Raw genomic sequence first — 17,380 nt, forward strand, 5'->3', positions numbered from 1 at the left:
TTCCATGATCTTACGGTGAGGTCGGCTTATCGACCGTCGCTCATTGGGTCAGGCGCTGCCGCCGGACGACATGGGCAACGATCAGTCCATGAATGATCAGCCCGGCCGCAAGTCCAAGGACATGGAAACCCGTTCCCGAACCGGAAAGCGTCAGGATCGACCAGCTGGATGCGGGTACGAACAAGACAATTGCGGTGATGAGCCCGGGGTTATAGCTGCGCATCCTGATGGCCTGCGCGATGTGAACCAAAGCGTTGATCAGGGTGGTGTAGGCGGCGATCAGCCCTATTCCGGCATTGACCGTGACAGTGAGGGTGAAAACCAGGGAGTAGATGCCCCATACACCCGGTACGTTGATCACAAAGACATCGAAGCGGGTAAGCAGCGGCGCCCCGCCGCCGAGCATCTTGTTGACAAAAAGCCGGAACCGGTCTTCGGCATGCTCCTCGTATTGATGGAGCATGTAAATCGGAATCAGCAGGAAGACGGTGAGCTCGGCTGTCTCCAATTGAGCGGCCAGCCCGATCGCCACCACGCACAGAGTGAGGCCGGCGAGCACGCCACCATAGACCCAATCTTCCACCAGACGCTTCATCACGCCATCTTCGGCGAGGCCGCGCGTCCTTGCAACACACGACGATATCAGACCTTGGCAACGATGCGCATGAAGGCCGGCGTGTCGTCGCCGAAGCCAACGGTGGTGTCGCTCGGCGATGACGGCAACAGCTTCACCGGCCGCGACCGCCGCGCTCAGATTGAGATTGGCGTGCCAGAGAATTAGCCAGTCCTAAATAACCGCTTTCCCGCAGCCATGGAAAGGAATAGCATCGTCGCTGTTCCGGAGGGGATGAGGCGGTACACTTGGCCGCGCAATAAGCATTTTCTTTTTCAGCCTCGGTCTTGCACGGCCAGATCAAAAAAATCTGGGAGGAATGCATGACAAGAACAGCCAGCCTTGGGCGTTGCGGCGTCTTCGCTTTAACAGGTCTTGTAAGCGCATGGTTGGGCGTCGCGGCGGCTCGAGCCGAGGATGCCAACAAAGCTGACATCGAGGCCTTGAAAAAGTCGCTCGCCAAATATGAGGACTACACCGCGGCCGTCCGCGACCTTTATCTGTCGACGGTCGGCTGCGTCTACTATAGCGGAGAAAAGATATCCGGAGCGATGTACTACCCGAAAGGCGCCATGGGCATCCATTTCGTCAACGTCCCAAGTGTCGGCCAAAAACTCGACCCGATGCGCCCCAATGTGCTGATCTACGAGCCGACGAAAAACGGTCTGCGCCTGGTCGGGGCGGAATGGCTTGTGCCGCTGACGCCGGACGTCAAAGAGCCACCGAAGCTGTTTGGCCAAACCTTCATGGGTCCGATGGAGGGACACTATCCGCTCATCCCGAGGGAGTTCGTCCACTACGATCTTCACGCCTGGCTGGGTGATAATCCGAACGGCATGTTCAGTCCGACGAACCCGAACGTGAAATGCAACAAGGCCGAGTTTCCGATGTTGGAGAAACCGACCAAGATGATGCCTGGGCCGATGTAACGGCCAGCCCAGCCAGGAGCTTGCCGGGAGGGCAAGCCGGATGGCCGTCTTGTCTTGGAACCACTCGTCGGTCAGCCCTTGGCGACGATGCGCATGAAGGCCGGCATGTCGTCGCCGAAGCCAACGGTGGCGTCGTTTTCGTCTTCTCGGTTGCGGGCAGGGCGACGGTCATCGCGCTGCGGCCTGGTGTCGCCGCGCTCCGGTGCACGTCGCTCGCTGCGCGCCGCGGAGCTCTTGCGCTCGGAATTTTCCGAGCGGATAGCGTCCTTGCGCGTGCGCCGCTCACCAGTGCCGGCGACCGTTTCCTCGGTCGCGACCGGCTGTTCCTCGCGCACGGTTTCCGGTGCCGCGTCTTCGCCGTGCTTGGCCTGGCGTCCGCCTCTCTTGCGCTCGCCCCTGTCCTTGCGGTCGTCGTCCTTGCGGCCGGCGCGCCGCGGCGCACCGCGGCCACGGCGCGGTGCTTCGTCCTCGCCTTCGCTGGCCACCACCGTCGACAGGTCACCGTCATGCCACTCGATCTTGGTGCCGATCAGCCGTTCGATGGCGTCGATGTACTTGGTGTCGGACTTGGTCGCGATGGTGAAGGATTTTCCGGAGCGCCCGGCGCGGCCGGTACGGCCGATTCGGTGGACGTAATCCTCGGCATGGATCGGGACGTCATAGTTGAAGACGTGGCTGACATCGGGAATGTCGAGGCCGCGCGCGGCCACGTCGGAGGCGACCAGATACCGCAGCTTGCCGTCGCGGAAATTGGCCAGCATCTGCATGCGCGCGCGCTGGTCCATGTCGCCATGCAGCGCGCCGGCGTCGAAGTCATATTTCAGCAGCGAGCGGAACAGCTCCGACACCTCGATCTTGCGGTTGCAGAAGATGATGGCGTTCTTCAGCTCCGCATCCTCGGCCTTGATCAGGTTGCGCAGCGTCTCGCGCTTGTCCCAGGGTTTGGAACCGGACTTCACCAGCCGCTGGATGATGTTGGTCGCGGCGGAGGCGGCCTTTGAAACCTCGACGCGCACCGGCGCGTGCAGGAACTTTTCGGTCAGCTTGGTGATCTCGGGCGGCATCGTCGCCGAGAAGAACAGCGTCTGCCGGGTGAAGGGGATCATCTCGCAGATACGCTCGATATCGGGAATGAAGCCCATGTCGAGCATGCGATCGGCTTCGTCGATGACGAGGATCTCGACGCCGTTGAGCAAGAGCTTGCCGCGCTCGCGGTGGTCGAGCATGCGGCCGGGCGTCGCGATGAGCACGTCGGCGCCACGCTCCAGTTTCTTGTCCTGTTCGTCGAACGACACGCCGCCGATCAGCAGTGCGATGTTGAGCTTGTGGTTCTTGCCGTATTTGATGAAGTTTTCCTCGACCTGCGCCGCAAGCTCGCGGGTCGGCTCCAGGATCAGCGTGCGGGGCATGCGGGCGCGGGCGCGGCCCTTTTCCAGTCGTGTCAGCATCGGCAGCACGAAGGAGGCCGTCTTGCCGGTACCGGTCTGTGCTATGCCAAGCACATCCTTGCCCAGAAGCGCGTGCGGAATGGCGCCGGCCTGGATCGGCGTCGGCTTGAGGTAGCCGGCGTCGGTGACTGCGGAAAGGACCTTCGGCGATAGGCCGAGGTCCGCGAAAGTCAACGCTTCTTGAGCGGTCTGGGTGTCTGAGGACAAGTTCTGGCTGTCTTTGGCTGTTCGGGGAAGCGCAACGGCATCCGTCGCGGCAGGCGCCGCGCGCCCGCAAGATCATCACTGCAACTAGGCGCAAGCCCGCGATTTGTCAACACAAACGGCCGGCAATGGCTCGATTGTGAAGTCGTAACCTTAATTACTATGTCTGATCCGGCCGCTTATCCGCGCGCCGGCTCAATATCGGCTCAATAACGGAACTGTTCCGCCAGTATGCGTTCGTTCCAGGAGTGATTGGGATCGAACAGCAAAGTTGCGGTCGCCGTCGCAGATTCCCTCACCGTCACGGAAGCTACGGCCTTGACCTCCGTATGGTCGGCGGCGGCGTTCACCGGCCGCTTTTCCGCCTCTAGTATATCGAAGCGCACGGTTGCCTTGTTGGAAAGCAAAGCGCCGCGCCAGCGGCGCGGGCGAAACGGGCTGACGGGGGTAAGCGCCAGCAGCGGCGCGTCGAGCGGCAGGATGGGCCCATGCGCCGAAAGATTGTAGGCGGTGGAGCCAGCCGGCGTGGCGATCATCACGCCGTCGCAATTCAGTTCCTCGAGCCGTACCTGGTCATCTATGGTGATGCGGATCTTGGCCGTCTGATAGGACTGGCGCCATAACGCCACTTCGTTGATGGCCAGCGCCGAGACGGTTTCGCCATCCGAGGTAACGGCCTGCATCTCCAGCGGACGGATCGTTTCGGCGACCGCGGCCGCGATGCGCTCGGCGAGACCTCCGGAACGATATTCGTTCATCAGGAAGCCGATGGTGCCACGGTTCATGCCGTAGACCTTTTTGCCGGTTCCCATTGTATCGCGCAAAGTTTGCAGCAGGAAACCGTCGCCGCCCAGGGCCACGACGACATCGGCTTCCGCGACCGAATGCTGGCCATAGCGCGCCGACAGGCTTTCCAGCGCCGCTTTGGCGTCAGGCGTGCCGGACGAGACGAAGGCGATGCTGTTGGCGGCTTTGCTCATGGCTCCCCGACGGTGACCGGTTGGCGGCTGGGCCGGGGTAGCATGGGCGGGCCTGTGTGCAAAGAGAGCCCGCAGACGTGCGGTTCGAACCGGCAGTCGCGAATCATATCAGGGAACGAGCCAATGTGATGGTTAAGGCCGGGCTTAAACTCTCGTAAAGCCGCATGGATCATGTTAGCCGGCATGGGTGGCGTGGGGGCGCCCGCAGCGATCTTATGCCTTTCAGGATACGAAAGACGCTGTGGCACTTTGATCGTGCGTGAATCCTTCGAGAGTCGATCCCGATTTCGGGGACACGCGCCAGCCGGGACCAACATATTGCTGGTAACACGCCTGATCATCATCTCCGTCGTGCTGGGAAGCTTCGCGCTTGTCTTCGCCGAACTGGTGCGCCACTCGGAAGAAACAAGCCTCAGGCCATTGCCCACGGCCTCGCGCTGCGGCGATGCCGCCGGAATGCCTTGTCCGCAAAGGGCGCTGTAGATCAAAACAAGCTGATTGTTAGGAGCGTGGTTGCAGATGGCAGCCGGCCTGGCGTTTCTGTGCCAGATACTCGTCGATCAGCTGGCGATAGCGCACCTTGCCGAAACTCGGGAAATGGCCGCCATGCACGACCGAGACGTCGAGGTCGCGCATGGCAAGCAGCGTCTGCAAATAATCATCGATATCGGAATGGTAGACGTCGTCGATCAGCGGGCCGTCATAGATGATGTCGCCGGAAAGCAGGATGCGGGTCTTCTTCTCGTACAGAGCGATACCGCCTGGCGAATGGCCGGGCGTGTGGATCACCTCGAAGGCGCGATCGCCGAGGTCGACGATATCGCCATGTTCGAGCAGGCGGTCCGCCGGGGCGGGCATGATGCGATAGCGCGCCGTATCCCAACCTTGTGGCTGGCGATCGAACATCTCTTCATTGGCGTAGCGGTCCGCCACCGTCCATTCGTTGCGCGGATCGGTCAGAATCTCCGCCTCGGCGCGGTGCACGCAGCGGTCGGGAAATTCATGGTGGCAGCCTATATGATCGAAATGCGTGTGGCTGGCGACGCAGGTGAGCTTGCGCTCGCTGACCAGCGGCACATGGCGCCTGAGGCTGAAATGGCCAAGCCCGGTATCGAACAGCAGGTCGCGGTCGCGACCGCGCACATGCCACATATTACAGCGGAAGAACGGTTTGATCCATGGCTCGTGGATCAGCGTGACACCGTCGCCCATGCCGATGGTCTCGTACCAGTCAGGTGCGTCGACGACCGCAAGCATGCCCATGTTCAATCCGTCAGCAGGATGATCTTGTCTGTATCGCAGGAAACCGAGACCGTGTCGCCCGGCTGCACGACGGACGTCGCGGGCAGTTTGGCGATGAATTGCAGCGTGGCGTCTTCAGCGGAGACCGCGAGCACGCGCTTGAAGCTGCCCTGGAAAACGACATCGCTGACCTGCGCCTTGCCCAGCTTTGTGGCGCCTGAGGTCGCGCCCAGGGCAAGGTGCTCCGGCCGGATGGCCAAGGCAACCGCCGATCCCACCGGCAACGCTCCGGACGCCGAGACCGGCCCGACCTGTGTCGCGACAGTGCTTGTCCTGTCCATCATCTCCGCCACCGTTCCGCGAAGAATGGTGCTCTCGCCCATGAAAGTCGCCGAAAAGCGTGTCTTTGGGCGCGCATAGACGCGTTCGGGCGGCCCTTCGTCCTCGATGCGGCCGTCACTCATCACCACGCAGTGGTCGGCCAGCGCCATCGCTTCTTCCTGGTCGTGGGTGACATGGATGAAGGCGGTGCCGACGCGCTTCTGGATCGCTTTCAATTCGTCCTGCATCTGCCGGCGCAGCTTGAGGTCGAGCGCGCCGAGCGGCTCGTCGAGCAGCAGCACGGCGGGCTCGATCACCAGTGCGCGCGCCAGCGCTACGCGCTGCCGCTGGCCGCCGGAGAGCTGGTGCGGCTTCTTGTCGAAGGCGGCATCCAGCCCGACCAGCGCCAGCGTCTCACGCGCCCGCGCGGCGCGTGTCGCGCCATCGACGCCTTGCATGCGCAGGCCAAAACCGACATTGCCGCCGACGCTCATATGCGGAAACAGCGCATAATCCTGGAACACCGTCGTTGTCGGGCGCTTTGCCGGCGGAACGGCGGTGCAGTCCTCGCCTCGGATGAACACCTTGCCTTCGCTCGGTGTGACGAAGCCGCCCAAAATCGACAAAAGCGTCGTCTTGCCGGAGCCCGACGGTCCGAGCAGGATGGTGTAGCTACCGGGCTCTATCCGCAGCGATACGTCTTTCAGCACCGCCAGCTGGCCGAAACGGTGCGAGATCCCGCGGATGTCGACCAGGGGCGCGCTCATGCCGGCTTTCTCCGCAGCAATGTCAGTTCGAACAGCACGACCAGCACGATGGAGACGGCGAACACCAGCGAGCCGATTGCGTTGGTCTTGGGGTTGAGGCCGGAGCGTAAGAGGTTCCAGATTTCGACCGGCAGCGTGGTTTCGAAGCGTGTCAGCAGGAAGGAGATCACGAATTCGTCCCAGGAAAAGGTCATCGACAGGAAGAAGCCGGCGAAGATGGCCGGCGCCATGACAGGCACAGTAATCAAGAGCAGCACTTTCCATTCCGGCGCGCCGAGATCGCGCGCGGCGCGCTCGATGTTGATCTGGTGGTCGCCCATCTGGCTGTAGACGATGGCGAAGCAGAGCGGCAGGTTGATCACGACATGGCCGATGCCGGCGGCCATCAGCGATTTCGGCACGCCGGCCCAGTTGAACAGCACCAGCAGCCCCATGCCGATGATGAGATAGCTGACGGTAAGCGGTAGCGTGATCAACCCTCGCAGCAGGGCCGAACCCGGCAGCACGAAGCGCGCGAACGCCCAGGCGCTGAGGAAGCCGAGCGTGACGGCCGCGAGCGACGAAAGGACGGCCACCAGCAGCGAGTTCACCAGCGCCGAGGTCAGCCGCGTATCGGACAGGACGGCCTGGTACCAGCGCAGCGACGGGCCGGTGAAGGGCGGGATGGGGAAGGAGGTTGCCTGCAGCGAGAACAGCACGAGCACGACCACCGGCAGGAAAATGAAGGAATAGATGGCGATCGCGTAGAGACAGGAAGCGGTTCGGACGATCAGGCGCATCTCAGGCCCGCTCGATCTTCAGCCAGCGGGCGCAGGCGAGATAGGCGATGGTCACGACCGCCATCAGGATGATCGAGAGCGCCGAGGCCAGCGGAAAATCGCCGCGCCGGCCGATCTGCATCATCACCAGCTGCGGCATGACCAGCTCGTTGTTGCCGCCGAGGATCTGCGGCGTGATGTAGTCGCCGATGCACAGCACGAAGGTCAGGAAGGCGCCGACCATGATGCCGGGCAAGGTCAGCGGCAGGATGACATGCAGGAAGGTGCGCACCGGCCCGGCGCCGAGATCAGCGGCGGCCTTGCGGTAGCTCGGACTGAGCTGCTTCAAATTGGCGAAGATCGTCAGCGTCAAAAGCATGACGAAGAAATGCACGAAGCCGGTCACGGTGGCGAAGCGCGTATTGGCGAGCTGCAGCGGTTCGCTGGTCAAGCCGATGCCGGTCAGCGTCCGGTTGATGACGCCGTTCTGCGCCAGCACCAGAAGCCAGGAATAGGAGCGCACGACATAGGACGTCCAGAACGGCAGCACGGCCAGCATCAGCGCCAGCCGCTGCCAGCGTTCCGGCACCTGTTCGGCCAGGATCCAGGCGAAAGGATAGGCGAGCAGCACCGAGACCACGGTGACGATCGCCGTCACCTGAAGCGAGTTCACCATCGCTTGCCAATAGGCAGGATTGGTGAAGAACTGGCTGTAATTGGCCGATGTGAAGCCGCCGCCCTCATGCGACGTCAGGCTGGAAAACCCCATGGCGATGAAAGGCAACACGAAGAACAGCAAGGTCCAGCCGAGCGCCGGCGTAACCAGCGCCCAGGGCAGGGCCTTGTTTGCGGTGCTGCTCACGACGCCCGTCTACTGCGCCTGCAGCATCTCGGTCCACATGTCCTGCATCTTCTTGTCGAGGTCGGCGTTCGGCGCCGGATAGGCCTGGGCGCGGGCAAGGAACTCGGGCTGCTCGTCGAAGCGCAGGATCTTCTTCTGGTCGTCGGTGAGTGCCGCCTTGCTGTTCGCCGGCATGCCCCAATAGCAGGAGGATGTGGCAAGACGGGCCTGGCCTTCCGGGCTCATGATGTACTGGATGAATTTCAGCGCCACGTCCTTGTTCTTGGAGTCCTTGAACATGGCGAGCGACTGCGACCACAGCACCGCTCCCTCCTTGGGGATCGAGAAGTCCAGCGCCGGGTTCTCCTTGGCCAGGCCCGCCGTCACCCATTCGCCGCCGCCGACCAGAATATCGACTTCACCGGTGGCGAGCGCTGTCTGGCTGGCGGTCACCTCGCCGACCAGCTTGGCGTTGGCCTTCATCTTGAGCAGTTCGGCCTTGAGGGCGGGAAGATCGGCCTCGGTGAGTTCAGCCGTTTTCTTGCCGATGGCGAGTGCTGCCATGCCGATGACCGGCAGGTAATAATCGTAGATGGCGACCTTGCCCTTGTACTTGTCGCTTGTCAGCGACGCCAAGGATTGCATGTCGGCCGGGTCGACCTTGGTCTTGTTGAAGCCGATCGTGTTGTAGCCGAACTTTTCGGTGATGCCGTAGCGCTTGCCGCCGACCACGGTGGAGTTGTCCATCTTCACCTGCGGAAAGAGGTCGCCCAACGGCAGCTTGTCCTCCGGCAGCGGCTCGAACAGGCCTTTTTCCACGCCGCGCGGCACGTCGATGCTGTCGATCACCATCACGTCCCAGTCGCCGGGTTGCGACTGTTCGACGATGGCGAGCCCCGCGCCGGTGCCCTCGAATTCCTTGACGTTGACCTTGACGTTGTTGGCCTCTTCGAAGGGCTGCAGCAGCGCCGGGTCGGCATGATCGCACCAGATCAGGGCGTTGAGATCGGCGGCCTGGCTGGCGCCGGCTGCTGAGAGCACCAGCGCCGTGGCGCCGCAAGCGGCGCCCAGATGTCTCTTCAGGATTGAAAGCGGATTGTTGGCTGTGGATCGTGCGGACATCGAGTGTTCTCCCTTGCCTTTGTGGCTTCTTGCAAAAAATTGAACCAATTCTAAAATTGAGTCAATTCTGTTTCTGTGGCAGACAGCCGGCATGAGTGGATTGAGGGCAAGGCAAAAGGCCGACCGGCACCGCCGCATCATCGAGGCGGCCGCCGAGCTTTTCCGCGAGGCAGGCTATGAAGGCGCCAAGATCGAAACGATCGCGGCCCAGGCCGAAGTGTCGATCGGGACGATTTACAATTACTACCAGAATAAGGGCGACATCCTCGGCGCCATCGTCTCCATGGAGGTCAACGAGGTGCTGAATGCCGGGCGAGGCGTGGTCGACAGCCCACCGGCCAATGTCGGCGATGCGCTGGACACGCTGATCGGCATCTATATCGAGCACTCCTTGCACTATCTCAGCAAGGAAATGTGGCGCCAGGCGATGGCGATCTCGACGCAACTGCCCGATAGCCCGTTCGGCCAGGCCTACACGGCGCTCGACCGCGCTCTGACGCAACAGATCCGCGCCCTGATCGCAAGGCTGCAGGAGATCGGCCTGGTGCGGCGCGACATCGACGGGCAGGCGGTGGGTGAGCTGGTCTTCAACAACATGAACATGATGTTCATCGAGTTCGTGAAGCGCGACGAGGCAAGGATAGCGGAACTGCGCGCGGCGATCCGACGGCAGAACCGGATCTTGGTGGCGGCGATCGGGATGTGAGGATGGAAGCGACCGCGGCATGAACCAGCTTCCGCTGCCAGTGTGACTGACGATGAGTGCCAACGGCGGCGCCCGTCTACACCGCCGGGCCCCGCGCACAGGGCAGCGTAGCCGCTGGGCCTATCAGCGATTCCTTCGAAGCATCGACCGAAAGGAAAGACGCGGCCGCAGTGTCGCAGGTAAAAATCAGTGATCGGTCGGATCGATCTTCGTCAGGCGCTCTCGCGCTTCGGTGACGCGCCGCTGCGCGGACCTTATCCTGCTGCAAAGCGCGAGATTGATGCCGACGCCACAGTCTCCGTCCAGCATTTCTTCCGCCCGCTTGAGGGCGAGTTCCGCTCGGCCAATTCGCTGCCTGGCTTGGGCCAGTTCCATATCCAAGAGTTCGATCATTGTTCCGCTACAGAGTTTGCGGTCCCTTCGGTCGTTAACCGTCTCCGGCCGGGTTTGGTTCCGGGTTGGGGCTCGAGACTCAGGACAGCAGGAGAAAGTCGCCGCTTCGGCACCGACCTCATTGCACGCGAAGTCGCCTCTTGAGTTGAATTTGAAATCTGTTACAACTTATAGGGGCAGACGAAGGGGAGAGATGGTAAATGGGGACGTTTTCAATCTGGCATTGGGCGATCGTACTGCTGATCATCGGCGTGCCTGTTTTCTTTGCGGTTCGCTCAGCCGTGAAGCCGTCACAGGGCCCGGCGGCTCTTGTAGGATTCGGTGGCTGGCTTATGCTATTGGCGATCGGCCAGGTGTTGTCGCCGCTGCGCACGCTCGCCGACTTGGCCAATTCGGCCGAGGGTTACCGGCAACTCATGCCCCTGCCAAATGGACTGGTTGCGGTTTATAGCGAGGTTGCCCTCAATCTGGCATTTCTGGCGCTTCAACTGGTTGTGCTCATTTCGATGCTGCGGCGAAGCCGACGCTTTCCACAATTGTTTCTGGTTCAGTGGATTGCGATACCGGTTGTGTTCGTCCTGGACACGATCTTGATCTCATCAACTCTAGGCGTCCCGGTGAGCCAGATCCTTGCTGGAGATGCGCTGATGACACCCATTCTGTCGTTCGTTTTCACCGGAGCCTGGGTCGCCTACGTCCACAAGTCTGTCAGGGTGAAGAACACGTTCGGCGGCGAAGTGGCAGCCGGCCCAGGTCGCGACGGCCTCCTAGCGAGAGTCCGCCAGGCTCTCTTCCCATGAGCAGTCCTCTTTCGTCGAAGGCTTCGGAGGACTCCTCAGTCTAGTGGGCGCTGGTTGGCCTACCATCCGGGCGGGCCGCGCGCCGGTTGCGCTGGGCTAAATCGCCTGCAGCGCCGCGCCCGAACTTATCCGCAGTGCAGTATGTTTTCGCCAGATCAAGGGTTGGGTAATTTCGTTTGCCTATGATCACCTGGCAAGCAGGATGGATCGCAAGGCACATCATGGCCAGTTTGGATGTATGCCATCGGATCAGGATGAGGCTGCTAATCGGTATGCCTCTCGTTGTTGGTGGCGTACTTCTTCGGCACTACAGTTTTCACGCCTTCGAGCTTGTCATATTCGGGTTCTCGATTGCTCTGACCCTTTTCTCGATCTGGCTTGTCTATGTCAGCTGGCCCGGCCGAGAGCAAAGGCTGAAAGATAAGACCAGCGCCGCCTATGCGCGGCCGATCATGGCCTCATTCCTTCTCATTGTGTCTCTCTACGGCAACTATATCGTTCTGCCTGTCGTGACCGGGTAAGAAAATTGTCCCGGAAGGGGAAACTTACAAGGGCCATACTGGACTCAAGGGAGCTCTAAGGTGGCCTGCCACCCGAAGCTCGAAGAACGAAGGGTGGTGCCCCCGGCAGGAATCGAACCCGCGACCTTCGGTTTACAAAACCGCTGCTCTACCAGCTGAGCTACAAGGGCATGCGGCACCGGTTAGCCATATTTGCGGCGCCAGTAAAGACAAATGTCGGTTTTGAGGCGCTCATGAACGCTGCCGGGCAACAGGCACGGCATCCTGAAAACGGCCAATTCGCTTCCTATATCTACGGCAGGTGCAATCGCTTGGGCGAGGCTGCCACATGATCAGATTTGTCATCATCCTGCCGATCGTCGTCATAGCCTGGATGCTTCTGGTGAAGCTTATCAGGAGCGTCAAGAACGCCAATATCGACTGGACCGGCGTCACCACCATCATCGGCTTCATCGCGCTCGCCTTCTGGCTGCGCCATGTCACGGGCATGGGGTGGTGAATAGTAGTCAGTAGTCAGTAGTCAGTAGTCAGTAGTCAGTAGTCAGTAGTCAGTAGTCAGTAGTCAGTAGTCAGTAGTCAGTAGTCAGCCTGCCGCTCATAGCCTGCTACTCACTACTCACTACTCACGATTCATCCCGTCTCCGGCCTTGCCGAAAAAATCTCCTCCCCCTTTCGAACCTTTTCCCGCGCCGCGCCGACTGATGGTCAGAGGCGAATGGGTCGCCTCGATCAAAAGATCCAGGAGATCATCATGTTCAAGCGCACTCTCGTTTCAGGCCTCGTTGCAATCTTCGTCGCCACCGGCGCGCTCGCCGGCACCGTCGGCACGTCGTCGGCCCACGGCATGCACGGCCATCATCATCACCACAATCATCACAAGAAGCACTTCAAGAAGTTCTGGTGGAAGCACCACAACCATCATCACCACAAGCACGGCAAGGTGATCATTTTCCTTTGATGGAGGAACCCAATTCTCCCGAAAGGGCGGCTTCGGCCGCCCTTTTTCGTTGGGCGAAGCGGGGCGGTCATGAATGTCTCGTCAAGCTCTCAGGTCGCCGTCAGCACGACCTCCTCGGTTCACGTTCAAAAAGATTCGAACCTTTTTCTTGTGCCGAACGACAGATGATCAAGAGGCGGATGGGTCGCCTCTCCAACGAAGCAAGGAGATCATCATGTTCAAGCGCGCACTCGTTTCCAGCCTCATCGCCACCGCTGTCGCCGCCACCGCTTTGGTCGGCACCGTTCAGCCCTCGGCGGCTCATTCGCATCACCACCACCATGGCCTCGGCATCGGCATTGCCGCCGGCGTCGGCGGTTTTGTCCTGGGCAGCCTGCTTGCCCAGCCCCGCGCCGTCTATGTGGATGAGGACGGCGGCTCGTGGCACGTCCGCCGCTGCTTCGATCGCTATTCGAGCTACGATCCGGACTCCGACACCTACATCGGTTACGACGGCTATCGCCATTACTGCCGTCTCTGAGAGGAGGAGCACCGTTCAGCACCAGAATAGGGGCTCAGGCGAGCCCCTTTTCTACGCTTGGATGGCGGCACACCTGTTGGATTAGCCGACTTTCACGGAGACGCCTGAACCCTCGGTCATCGGCTTTTGTCGATGCGATCGGCAATGTACAGGCATTTCCCGAAGGCCTAATCTGCTTGGCGATAATCTGCGGGCGATATGGGGGAGGGTGATCCTTGGACGAGCAGGACCCGAAAGAGGAACAGGTCGAAATTATTTTCCGCAACGGCACGGTCACGGCCGTCGGCATCCTGCTGGCGTTTTCGCTGGGATTTATTACGCATTGGGCCGCCAACCCGATCCCGTGGCAGACCTATCATCTCGTCGCCGTGCTGCCGATCCTGGCCGGCATCGCCTTGCAGATGCGGGCACTGTCGCTTCTGCTCGACACAAAGTGCCTGCAGCGGCGCCTCTATGAACGCGCCAACCGCATCTTCATCACCGGCCTTGTCTTCACCGCCTGCGGTGTCGGCATGGCGATCCTGCTCGATTTCTTCGATCTTGCGAGCAAAAGCGCGCTGCCCGGGGCAGGTTGATCATCCGGTTTGCACGCCGCCGATCATCTTGGTTACCTCGGCCGCGGCGCTGTGCACCAGCGGGCCGATCTCGGCCAGCCGCTCAGGCGTCACCCGGACCGTCGGGCCCGACACGGAGACACCGCCGATCGGCTCGCCGAATTCGTTGAAGATGGCTGATGCCACGCAGCGCATGCCTGGGTGCCGTTCCTCGTCGTCGACCGACCAGCCGCGCAGCTTGATCGTCGCGAGATCATGCGCGAGGGCAGGGATGTCGGACAGCGTCCTGTCGGTAAAGCGCTGCAGGCCGGCCTTGCGCAGGATGGCTCCGACGCGCTCCGGCTCGAGATGGGCCAGCACCGCCTTGCCGATGCCGGATGCGTGAAAAGGGCTGCGCGTGCCCGGTCGGAAGAAGGCGCGAATTGCCTGGTGCGTCTCGACCTGGCTGACGAAGACCACGCAATCGTCCTCGGCGACACCGAGATTGGCGGTCTCGCCGGTTTTCTCCATCAGCTCCTGCATGACGATGCGCGCGCGGTCGACCAGCTTGCGGCGGCGCAGGAACGCCGCTCCCATCCGGTAGGTCTCGACACCGATCGACCAAAGCTGGTCCGAGCTGTCGAACTCGACCATGCCGTGGTTTTCGAGCGTCGTCAGCATGCGGTAGGCGGTGGAGGCAGCCAGGCCGCTTTGCGCGGATATCTCGCTCAGCGACAGGCCGCTGCCTTCGGCAACGATGGCCAGGATGCGCAAGGCGCGGTCCAACGACTGCACCGAAGCCGCTTCCGACGGGCCGTTGAAGGCGCGCGGCCGGCCGCGCTGGCGTTTTTCGGCGGTTTCCATGACGCCATCATGCCCGATTTTCCCGAATGGACAATGAAAAAGTTTTTCACTCTTCTGCATTGCCATTTTTTGGAAAACAAAAAGAGAAAGGAAATCAATTGGCAACGGCAGCTTCCTAGAAATGAAAAAATATTCTGAAAAAATTGAAAAATAGGCCGCTTGCTGACATTCTCGGTCATCCAACAATCACAACCCTGTGGAGGGCCGGAACAATGGCCAGGATGCGCGCTGTCGACGCTGCGGTTCTCGTTTTCGAAAAGGAAGGCATCGCCTGCGCCTTCGGCGTGCCGGGAGCGGCGATCAATCCGCTCTACTCGGCCCTGAAGGCGAGGGGCACGATCCGCCATGTGCTGGCCCGTCATGTCGAGGGCGCCTCGCACATGGCCGAAGGCTTCACCAGGGCCAAGGCAGACAATATCGGGCTCTGCATCGGCACGTCTGGCCCGGCCGGCACCGACATGATCACCGGGCTCTACTCGGCCGCAGCCGATTCCATCCCGATCCTCTGCATCACCGGCCAGGCGCCGCGGGCGCGGCTGAACAAGGAGGATTTCCAGGCCGTCGACATCGCCGCTATCGCGTCGCCCGTCGCCAAATGGGCGGTCACCGTCATGGAGCCTTATCTCGTGCCGATGGCGCTGCAGAAGGCATTCCACCTGATGAGGTCTTCGCGCCCGGGACCGGTGCTGATCGACCTGCCGGTCGACGTCCAATTGGCCGAGATCGAGTTCGACATCGACGCCTACGAGCCGCTCGCGCCATTCAAGCCGGCGATGACGCGCGCCCAGGCCGAGAAGGCGCTGGCGATGCTCAACGCCGCCGAAAAGCCGCTGATCGTCGCCGGCGGCGGCATCATCAATGCCGATGCGTCGGACCTGCTGATAGAATTCGCCGAGATTACCGGCGTGCCCGTCATCCCGACGCTGATGGGCTGGGGCGCGATCCCCGACGACCATCGGCTGATGGCCGGCATGTGCGGCCTGCAGACCTCGCACCGCTATGGCAACGCGACGATGCTCGAGGCCGACTTCGTGTTCGGCATCGGCAACCGCTGGGCCAACCGCCACACCGGTTCGGTCGATGTCTACACCAAGGGAAAAAAGTTCATCCATGTCGACATCGAGCCGACGCAGATCGGCCGCGTGTTCGCACCCGATCTCGGCGTTGTCTCAGACGCGGGGGCTGCGCTGAAGATGCTGCTCGACGTCGCCACCGAGTGGAAAACGGCCGGAAGACTGCGCGACTGGTCGAGCTGGGCCAAGGAATGCCAGGACCGCAAGAAGACTATGAAGCGCAAGACGCATTTCGACCAGGTGCCGCTCAAGCCGCAGCGCGTCTATGAGGAGATGAACAAGGCGTTCGGGCGCGACGTCACCTACGTCACCACGATCGGCCTGTCGCAGATCGCCGGCGCGCAGTTCCTGCATGTCTACAAGCCCCGCAACTGGATCAATTGCGGCCAGGCCGGCCCGCTCGGCTGGACACTGCCGGCAGCCCTTGGCGTGCGCGCCGCCGATCCCGACCGCACCATCGTGGCGCTGTCGGGCGACTATGACTTCCAGTTCATGATCGAGGAACTGGCGGTCGGCGCGCAGCACAAACTGCCCTACATCCACGTCGTCGTGAACAATGCCTATCTCGGCCTGATCCGCCAGGCGCAGCGCGGCTTCTCGATGGATTACGAGGTCAGCCTTGCTTTCGAGAACATCAACCGATCGGACGATCCCGAGGCCGGCTACGGCGTCGACCACGTCGCTGTTGCCGAGGCGATGGGCTGCAAGGCGGTCAGGGTGCGCAAACCGGAAGAATTCGCCGGTGCCTTCAAGGAGGCGCAGCGGCTGATGAAGGAGCATCAGGTTCCCGTAGTGCTCGAATTCATCCTCGAACGCGTCACCAACATCTCGATGGGCACCGAGATCGACAAGATCACCGAATTCGAGGACCTTGCCGAACATCAGGAAGACGCGCCGACGGCGATCGTGATGCTGGACTAGGAGAAAAAGAATGCCGCGTTTTTCAGCCAATCTTTCCATGCTCTTTGGCGAGCATGACTTCCTCGACCGTTTTGACGCAGCTGCCCGCGCGGGCTTCAAAGGCGTCGAATATATAGGCCCCTACGACCATGCCCCCGAGGTGGTGGCCGCGCGGCTGAAGAAGAACGGCCTGACACAGGTGCTGTTCAACCTGCCAGCGGGCGATTGGGGCAAGGGCGAGCGCGGTATCGCCGTTTTGCCGGACCGAGTGCCGGAATTCCGGCAGGGCATCGCCAAGGCGATCATCTACGCGCAGGCGCTCGGCTGCTCACAGGTCAATTGCCTGTCCGGCATTGCGCCCGCCGGCGTCGACCGCAAGGTGCTCGAAGATGTGTTTGCCGAGAACCTCGCCTTCGCGGCGGAGAAACTGGAGCAGGCCGGCATCAGGCTGCTGATCGAGCCGATCAACACGCGCGACATTCCGGGCTTCTTCCTCAATTATTCCGACCAGGCGCTGGCGCTGATCGACCGCGTTGGCTCGAAGAACCTGTTCCTGCAATACGACATCTACCACATGCAGATCATGGAGGGGGATCTCGCCCGTACCATCGAGGCAAACCTCGGCCGCATCGCGCATATCCAGCTTGCGGACAATCCCGGCCGTCACGAGCCGGGGACGGGCGAGATCAACTATCCCTTCCTCTACGAGCACATCGACCGCATTGGTTATTCCGGCTGGGTCGGCGCGGAATACAAGCCGAAGGCCGGAACTGAGCAAGGGTTGGGGTGGTTCCGGGAACTGGCCGGGCAGGGAAGCGCGGCGGCTTAGCTGTCGAAATCGAACTCGCGTTCCTTCACGCCCTCCTCTAGCTTGCCGGCCATCTCCC

General features: G+C 61.5%; 21 protein-coding genes and 1 tRNA gene. 12 read left to right on the forward strand and 10 right to left on the reverse strand.

The window, feature by feature from the left end:
• Positions 1 to 40: 40 nt before the first annotated feature.
• Entirely contained in the window at positions 41 to 595 is a 555-nt protein-coding gene (locus LB545_RS25605; RefSeq protein WP_210243808.1) for an HXXEE domain-containing protein, read from the reverse strand.
• Positions 596 to 649: 54 nt separating this feature from the next.
• On the opposite strand from LB545_RS25605, the gene LB545_RS30890 reads away from it, so the two are divergent.
• Complete coding sequence (locus LB545_RS30890; protein ID WP_263483010.1) at positions 650 to 781, forward strand: hypothetical protein; 132 nt, start codon at positions 650 to 652, stop codon at positions 779 to 781.
• A 155-nt stretch (positions 782 to 936) separates the two neighbouring features.
• Positions 937 to 1,542 (forward strand): hypothetical protein, encoded by a 606-nt coding sequence (locus tag LB545_RS25610; protein ID WP_140494984.1) that lies wholly within the window; start codon positions 937 to 939, stop codon positions 1,540 to 1,542.
• 71 nt (positions 1,543 to 1,613) lie between these two features.
• Here the strand turns inward: LB545_RS25610 and LB545_RS25615 are convergent, their stop codons facing one another.
• Positions 1,614 to 3,197, reverse strand: a complete 1,584-nt coding sequence (locus LB545_RS25615; RefSeq protein WP_181167385.1) for a DEAD/DEAH box helicase — start codon at positions 3,195 to 3,197, stop codon at positions 1,614 to 1,616.
• 203 nt (positions 3,198 to 3,400) lie between these two features.
• Positions 3,401 to 4,174, reverse strand: coding sequence for an NAD kinase (locus LB545_RS25620; protein WP_140493621.1), 774 nt, complete (start codon positions 4,172 to 4,174; stop codon positions 3,401 to 3,403).
• 318 nt (positions 4,175 to 4,492) lie between these two features.
• Between LB545_RS25620 and LB545_RS25625 the strand changes: the two genes are divergently transcribed.
• Positions 4,493 to 4,657 (forward strand): hypothetical protein, encoded by a 165-nt coding sequence (locus LB545_RS25625; RefSeq protein WP_181168343.1) that lies wholly within the window; start codon positions 4,493 to 4,495, stop codon positions 4,655 to 4,657.
• Positions 4,658 to 4,675: 18 nt separating this feature from the next.
• Here the strand turns inward: LB545_RS25625 and LB545_RS25630 are convergent, their stop codons facing one another.
• Genes LB545_RS25630 through LB545_RS25650 form a run of 5 tightly spaced genes read right to left on the reverse strand, consistent with a single transcriptional unit; the run spans position 4,676 to position 9,225 of the window.
• Positions 4,676 to 5,437, reverse strand: a complete 762-nt coding sequence (locus LB545_RS25630; RefSeq protein WP_140762314.1) for an MBL fold metallo-hydrolase — start codon at positions 5,435 to 5,437, stop codon at positions 4,676 to 4,678.
• 2 nt (positions 5,438 to 5,439) lie between these two features.
• Entirely contained in the window at positions 5,440 to 6,504 is a 1,065-nt protein-coding gene (locus tag LB545_RS25635; protein WP_224706033.1) for an ABC transporter ATP-binding protein, read from the reverse strand.
• Positions 6,501 to 7,283, reverse strand: coding sequence for an ABC transporter permease (locus LB545_RS25640; RefSeq protein WP_224706034.1), 783 nt, complete (start codon positions 7,281 to 7,283; stop codon positions 6,501 to 6,503). Before LB545_RS25640 ends, LB545_RS25635 begins: the two co-directional genes overlap by 4 nt.
• Position 7,284: 1 nt before the next feature.
• Positions 7,285 to 8,124, reverse strand: a complete 840-nt coding sequence (locus LB545_RS25645) for an ABC transporter permease (protein WP_140671700.1) — start codon at positions 8,122 to 8,124, stop codon at positions 7,285 to 7,287.
• Between the two features lie 9 nt (positions 8,125 to 8,133).
• Positions 8,134 to 9,225 (reverse strand): spermidine/putrescine ABC transporter substrate-binding protein, encoded by a 1,092-nt coding sequence (locus LB545_RS25650; protein ID WP_140584184.1) that lies wholly within the window; start codon positions 9,223 to 9,225, stop codon positions 8,134 to 8,136.
• 91 nt (positions 9,226 to 9,316) lie between these two features.
• Here LB545_RS25650 and LB545_RS25655 point away from each other — a divergent pair, with 91 nt between their 5' ends.
• The 3 genes from LB545_RS25655 to LB545_RS25665 all read left to right on the forward strand — a co-directional run bounded on the left by LB545_RS25655 (position 9,317) and on the right by LB545_RS25665 (position 11,124).
• Entirely contained in the window at positions 9,317 to 9,931 is a 615-nt protein-coding gene (locus LB545_RS25655; protein WP_140493601.1) for a TetR/AcrR family transcriptional regulator, read from the forward strand.
• 189 nt (positions 9,932 to 10,120) lie between these two features.
• Positions 10,121 to 10,468, forward strand: coding sequence for a hypothetical protein (locus LB545_RS25660; RefSeq protein ID WP_181168487.1), 348 nt, complete (start codon positions 10,121 to 10,123; stop codon positions 10,466 to 10,468).
• Positions 10,469 to 10,524: 56 nt separating this feature from the next.
• On the forward strand, positions 10,525 to 11,124 hold the full coding sequence (locus tag LB545_RS25665; RefSeq protein WP_224706035.1) for a DUF2569 family protein: 600 nt from the start codon (positions 10,525 to 10,527) through the stop codon (positions 11,122 to 11,124).
• Between the two features lie 615 nt (positions 11,125 to 11,739).
• Here the strand turns inward: LB545_RS25665 and LB545_RS25670 are convergent.
• Positions 11,740 to 11,815, reverse strand: a tRNA-Thr gene (locus LB545_RS25670).
• A 158-nt stretch (positions 11,816 to 11,973) separates the two neighbouring features.
• On the opposite strand from LB545_RS25670, the gene LB545_RS25675 reads away from it, so the two are divergent.
• The 4 genes from LB545_RS25675 (at position 11,974) to LB545_RS25690 (ending at position 13,698) form a co-directional block, all read left to right on the forward strand.
• A complete protein-coding gene (locus tag LB545_RS25675) occupies positions 11,974 to 12,144 on the forward strand; it encodes a hypothetical protein (protein WP_140493589.1) in 171 nt (56 codons plus the stop codon).
• 252 nt (positions 12,145 to 12,396) lie between these two features.
• Positions 12,397 to 12,603 carry a hypothetical protein gene (locus LB545_RS25680; RefSeq protein ID WP_140638034.1) on the forward strand — a complete coding sequence of 69 codons (207 nt, stop codon included), beginning with the start codon at positions 12,397 to 12,399 and terminating at the stop codon, positions 12,601 to 12,603.
• 214 nt (positions 12,604 to 12,817) lie between these two features.
• Positions 12,818 to 13,123, forward strand: coding sequence for a BA14K family protein (locus tag LB545_RS25685; RefSeq protein ID WP_224706036.1), 306 nt, complete (start codon positions 12,818 to 12,820; stop codon positions 13,121 to 13,123).
• A 215-nt stretch (positions 13,124 to 13,338) separates the two neighbouring features.
• The gene (locus LB545_RS25690; protein WP_140674793.1) at positions 13,339 to 13,698 is read left to right on the forward strand and encodes a hypothetical protein; all 360 of its coding nucleotides are present in this window, start codon (positions 13,339 to 13,341) and stop codon (positions 13,696 to 13,698) included.
• Here the strand turns inward: LB545_RS25690 and bhcR are convergent, their stop codons facing one another.
• A complete protein-coding gene (gene bhcR / locus LB545_RS25695; protein WP_140517623.1) occupies positions 13,699 to 14,520 on the reverse strand; it encodes an HTH-type transcriptional regulator BhcR in 822 nt (273 codons plus the stop codon).
• Positions 14,521 to 14,732: 212 nt separating this feature from the next.
• Here bhcR and gcl point away from each other — a divergent pair, with 212 nt between their 5' ends.
• Positions 14,733 to 16,514 carry a glyoxylate carboligase gene (gene gcl, locus LB545_RS25700; RefSeq protein ID WP_224706037.1) on the forward strand — a complete coding sequence of 594 codons (1,782 nt, stop codon included), beginning with the start codon at positions 14,733 to 14,735 and terminating at the stop codon, positions 16,512 to 16,514.
• Positions 16,515 to 16,524: 10 nt separating this feature from the next.
• The gene (gene otnI / locus LB545_RS25705; RefSeq protein WP_224706038.1) at positions 16,525 to 17,322 is read left to right on the forward strand and encodes a hydroxypyruvate isomerase; all 798 of its coding nucleotides are present in this window, start codon (positions 16,525 to 16,527) and stop codon (positions 17,320 to 17,322) included.
• The last annotated feature ends 58 nt before the right edge of the window (positions 17,323 to 17,380 follow it).

This window comes from Mesorhizobium sp. BR1-1-6, from assembly GCF_020165355.1.
In the GTDB taxonomy this organism is placed as follows: domain Bacteria; phylum Pseudomonadota; class Alphaproteobacteria; order Rhizobiales; family Rhizobiaceae; genus Mesorhizobium.

What these genes read in the sequence shown, in the direction of transcription:
- gcl (WP_224706037.1), top strand. Translation starts at nt 14,733, where the DNA reads ATGGCCAGGATGCGCGCTGTCGACGCTGCGGTTCTCGTTTTCGAAAAG.
- LB545_RS25655 (WP_140493601.1), top strand. Translation starts at nt 9,317, where the DNA reads ATGAGTGGATTGAGGGCAAGGCAAAAGGCCGACCGGCACCGCCGCATC.
- LB545_RS25665 (WP_224706035.1), top strand. Translation starts at nt 10,525, where the DNA reads ATGGGGACGTTTTCAATCTGGCATTGGGCGATCGTACTGCTGATCATC.
- LB545_RS25685 (WP_224706036.1), top strand. Translation starts at nt 12,818, where the DNA reads ATGTTCAAGCGCGCACTCGTTTCCAGCCTCATCGCCACCGCTGTCGCC.
- LB545_RS25675 (WP_140493589.1), top strand. Translation starts at nt 11,974, where the DNA reads ATGATCAGATTTGTCATCATCCTGCCGATCGTCGTCATAGCCTGGATG.
- bhcR (WP_140517623.1), bottom strand. Translation starts at nt 14,520, where the DNA reads ATGGAAACCGCCGAAAAACGCCAGCGCGGCCGGCCGCGCGCCTTCAAC.
- LB545_RS25620 (WP_140493621.1), bottom strand. Translation starts at nt 4,174, where the DNA reads ATGAGCAAAGCCGCCAACAGCATCGCCTTCGTCTCGTCCGGCACGCCT.
- LB545_RS25610 (WP_140494984.1), top strand. Translation starts at nt 937, where the DNA reads ATGACAAGAACAGCCAGCCTTGGGCGTTGCGGCGTCTTCGCTTTAACA.
- LB545_RS25605 (WP_210243808.1), bottom strand. Translation starts at nt 595, where the DNA reads ATGAAGCGTCTGGTGGAAGATTGGGTCTATGGTGGCGTGCTCGCCGGC.
- LB545_RS25650 (WP_140584184.1), bottom strand. Translation starts at nt 9,225, where the DNA reads ATGTCCGCACGATCCACAGCCAACAATCCGCTTTCAATCCTGAAGAGA.
- LB545_RS25680 (WP_140638034.1), top strand. Translation starts at nt 12,397, where the DNA reads ATGTTCAAGCGCACTCTCGTTTCAGGCCTCGTTGCAATCTTCGTCGCC.
- LB545_RS25635 (WP_224706033.1), bottom strand. Translation starts at nt 6,504, where the DNA reads ATGAGCGCGCCCCTGGTCGACATCCGCGGGATCTCGCACCGTTTCGGC.
- LB545_RS25640 (WP_224706034.1), bottom strand. Translation starts at nt 7,283, where the DNA reads ATGCGCCTGATCGTCCGAACCGCTTCCTGTCTCTACGCGATCGCCATC.
- otnI (WP_224706038.1), top strand. Translation starts at nt 16,525, where the DNA reads ATGCCGCGTTTTTCAGCCAATCTTTCCATGCTCTTTGGCGAGCATGAC.
- LB545_RS25630 (WP_140762314.1), bottom strand. Translation starts at nt 5,437, where the DNA reads ATGGGCATGCTTGCGGTCGTCGACGCACCTGACTGGTACGAGACCATC.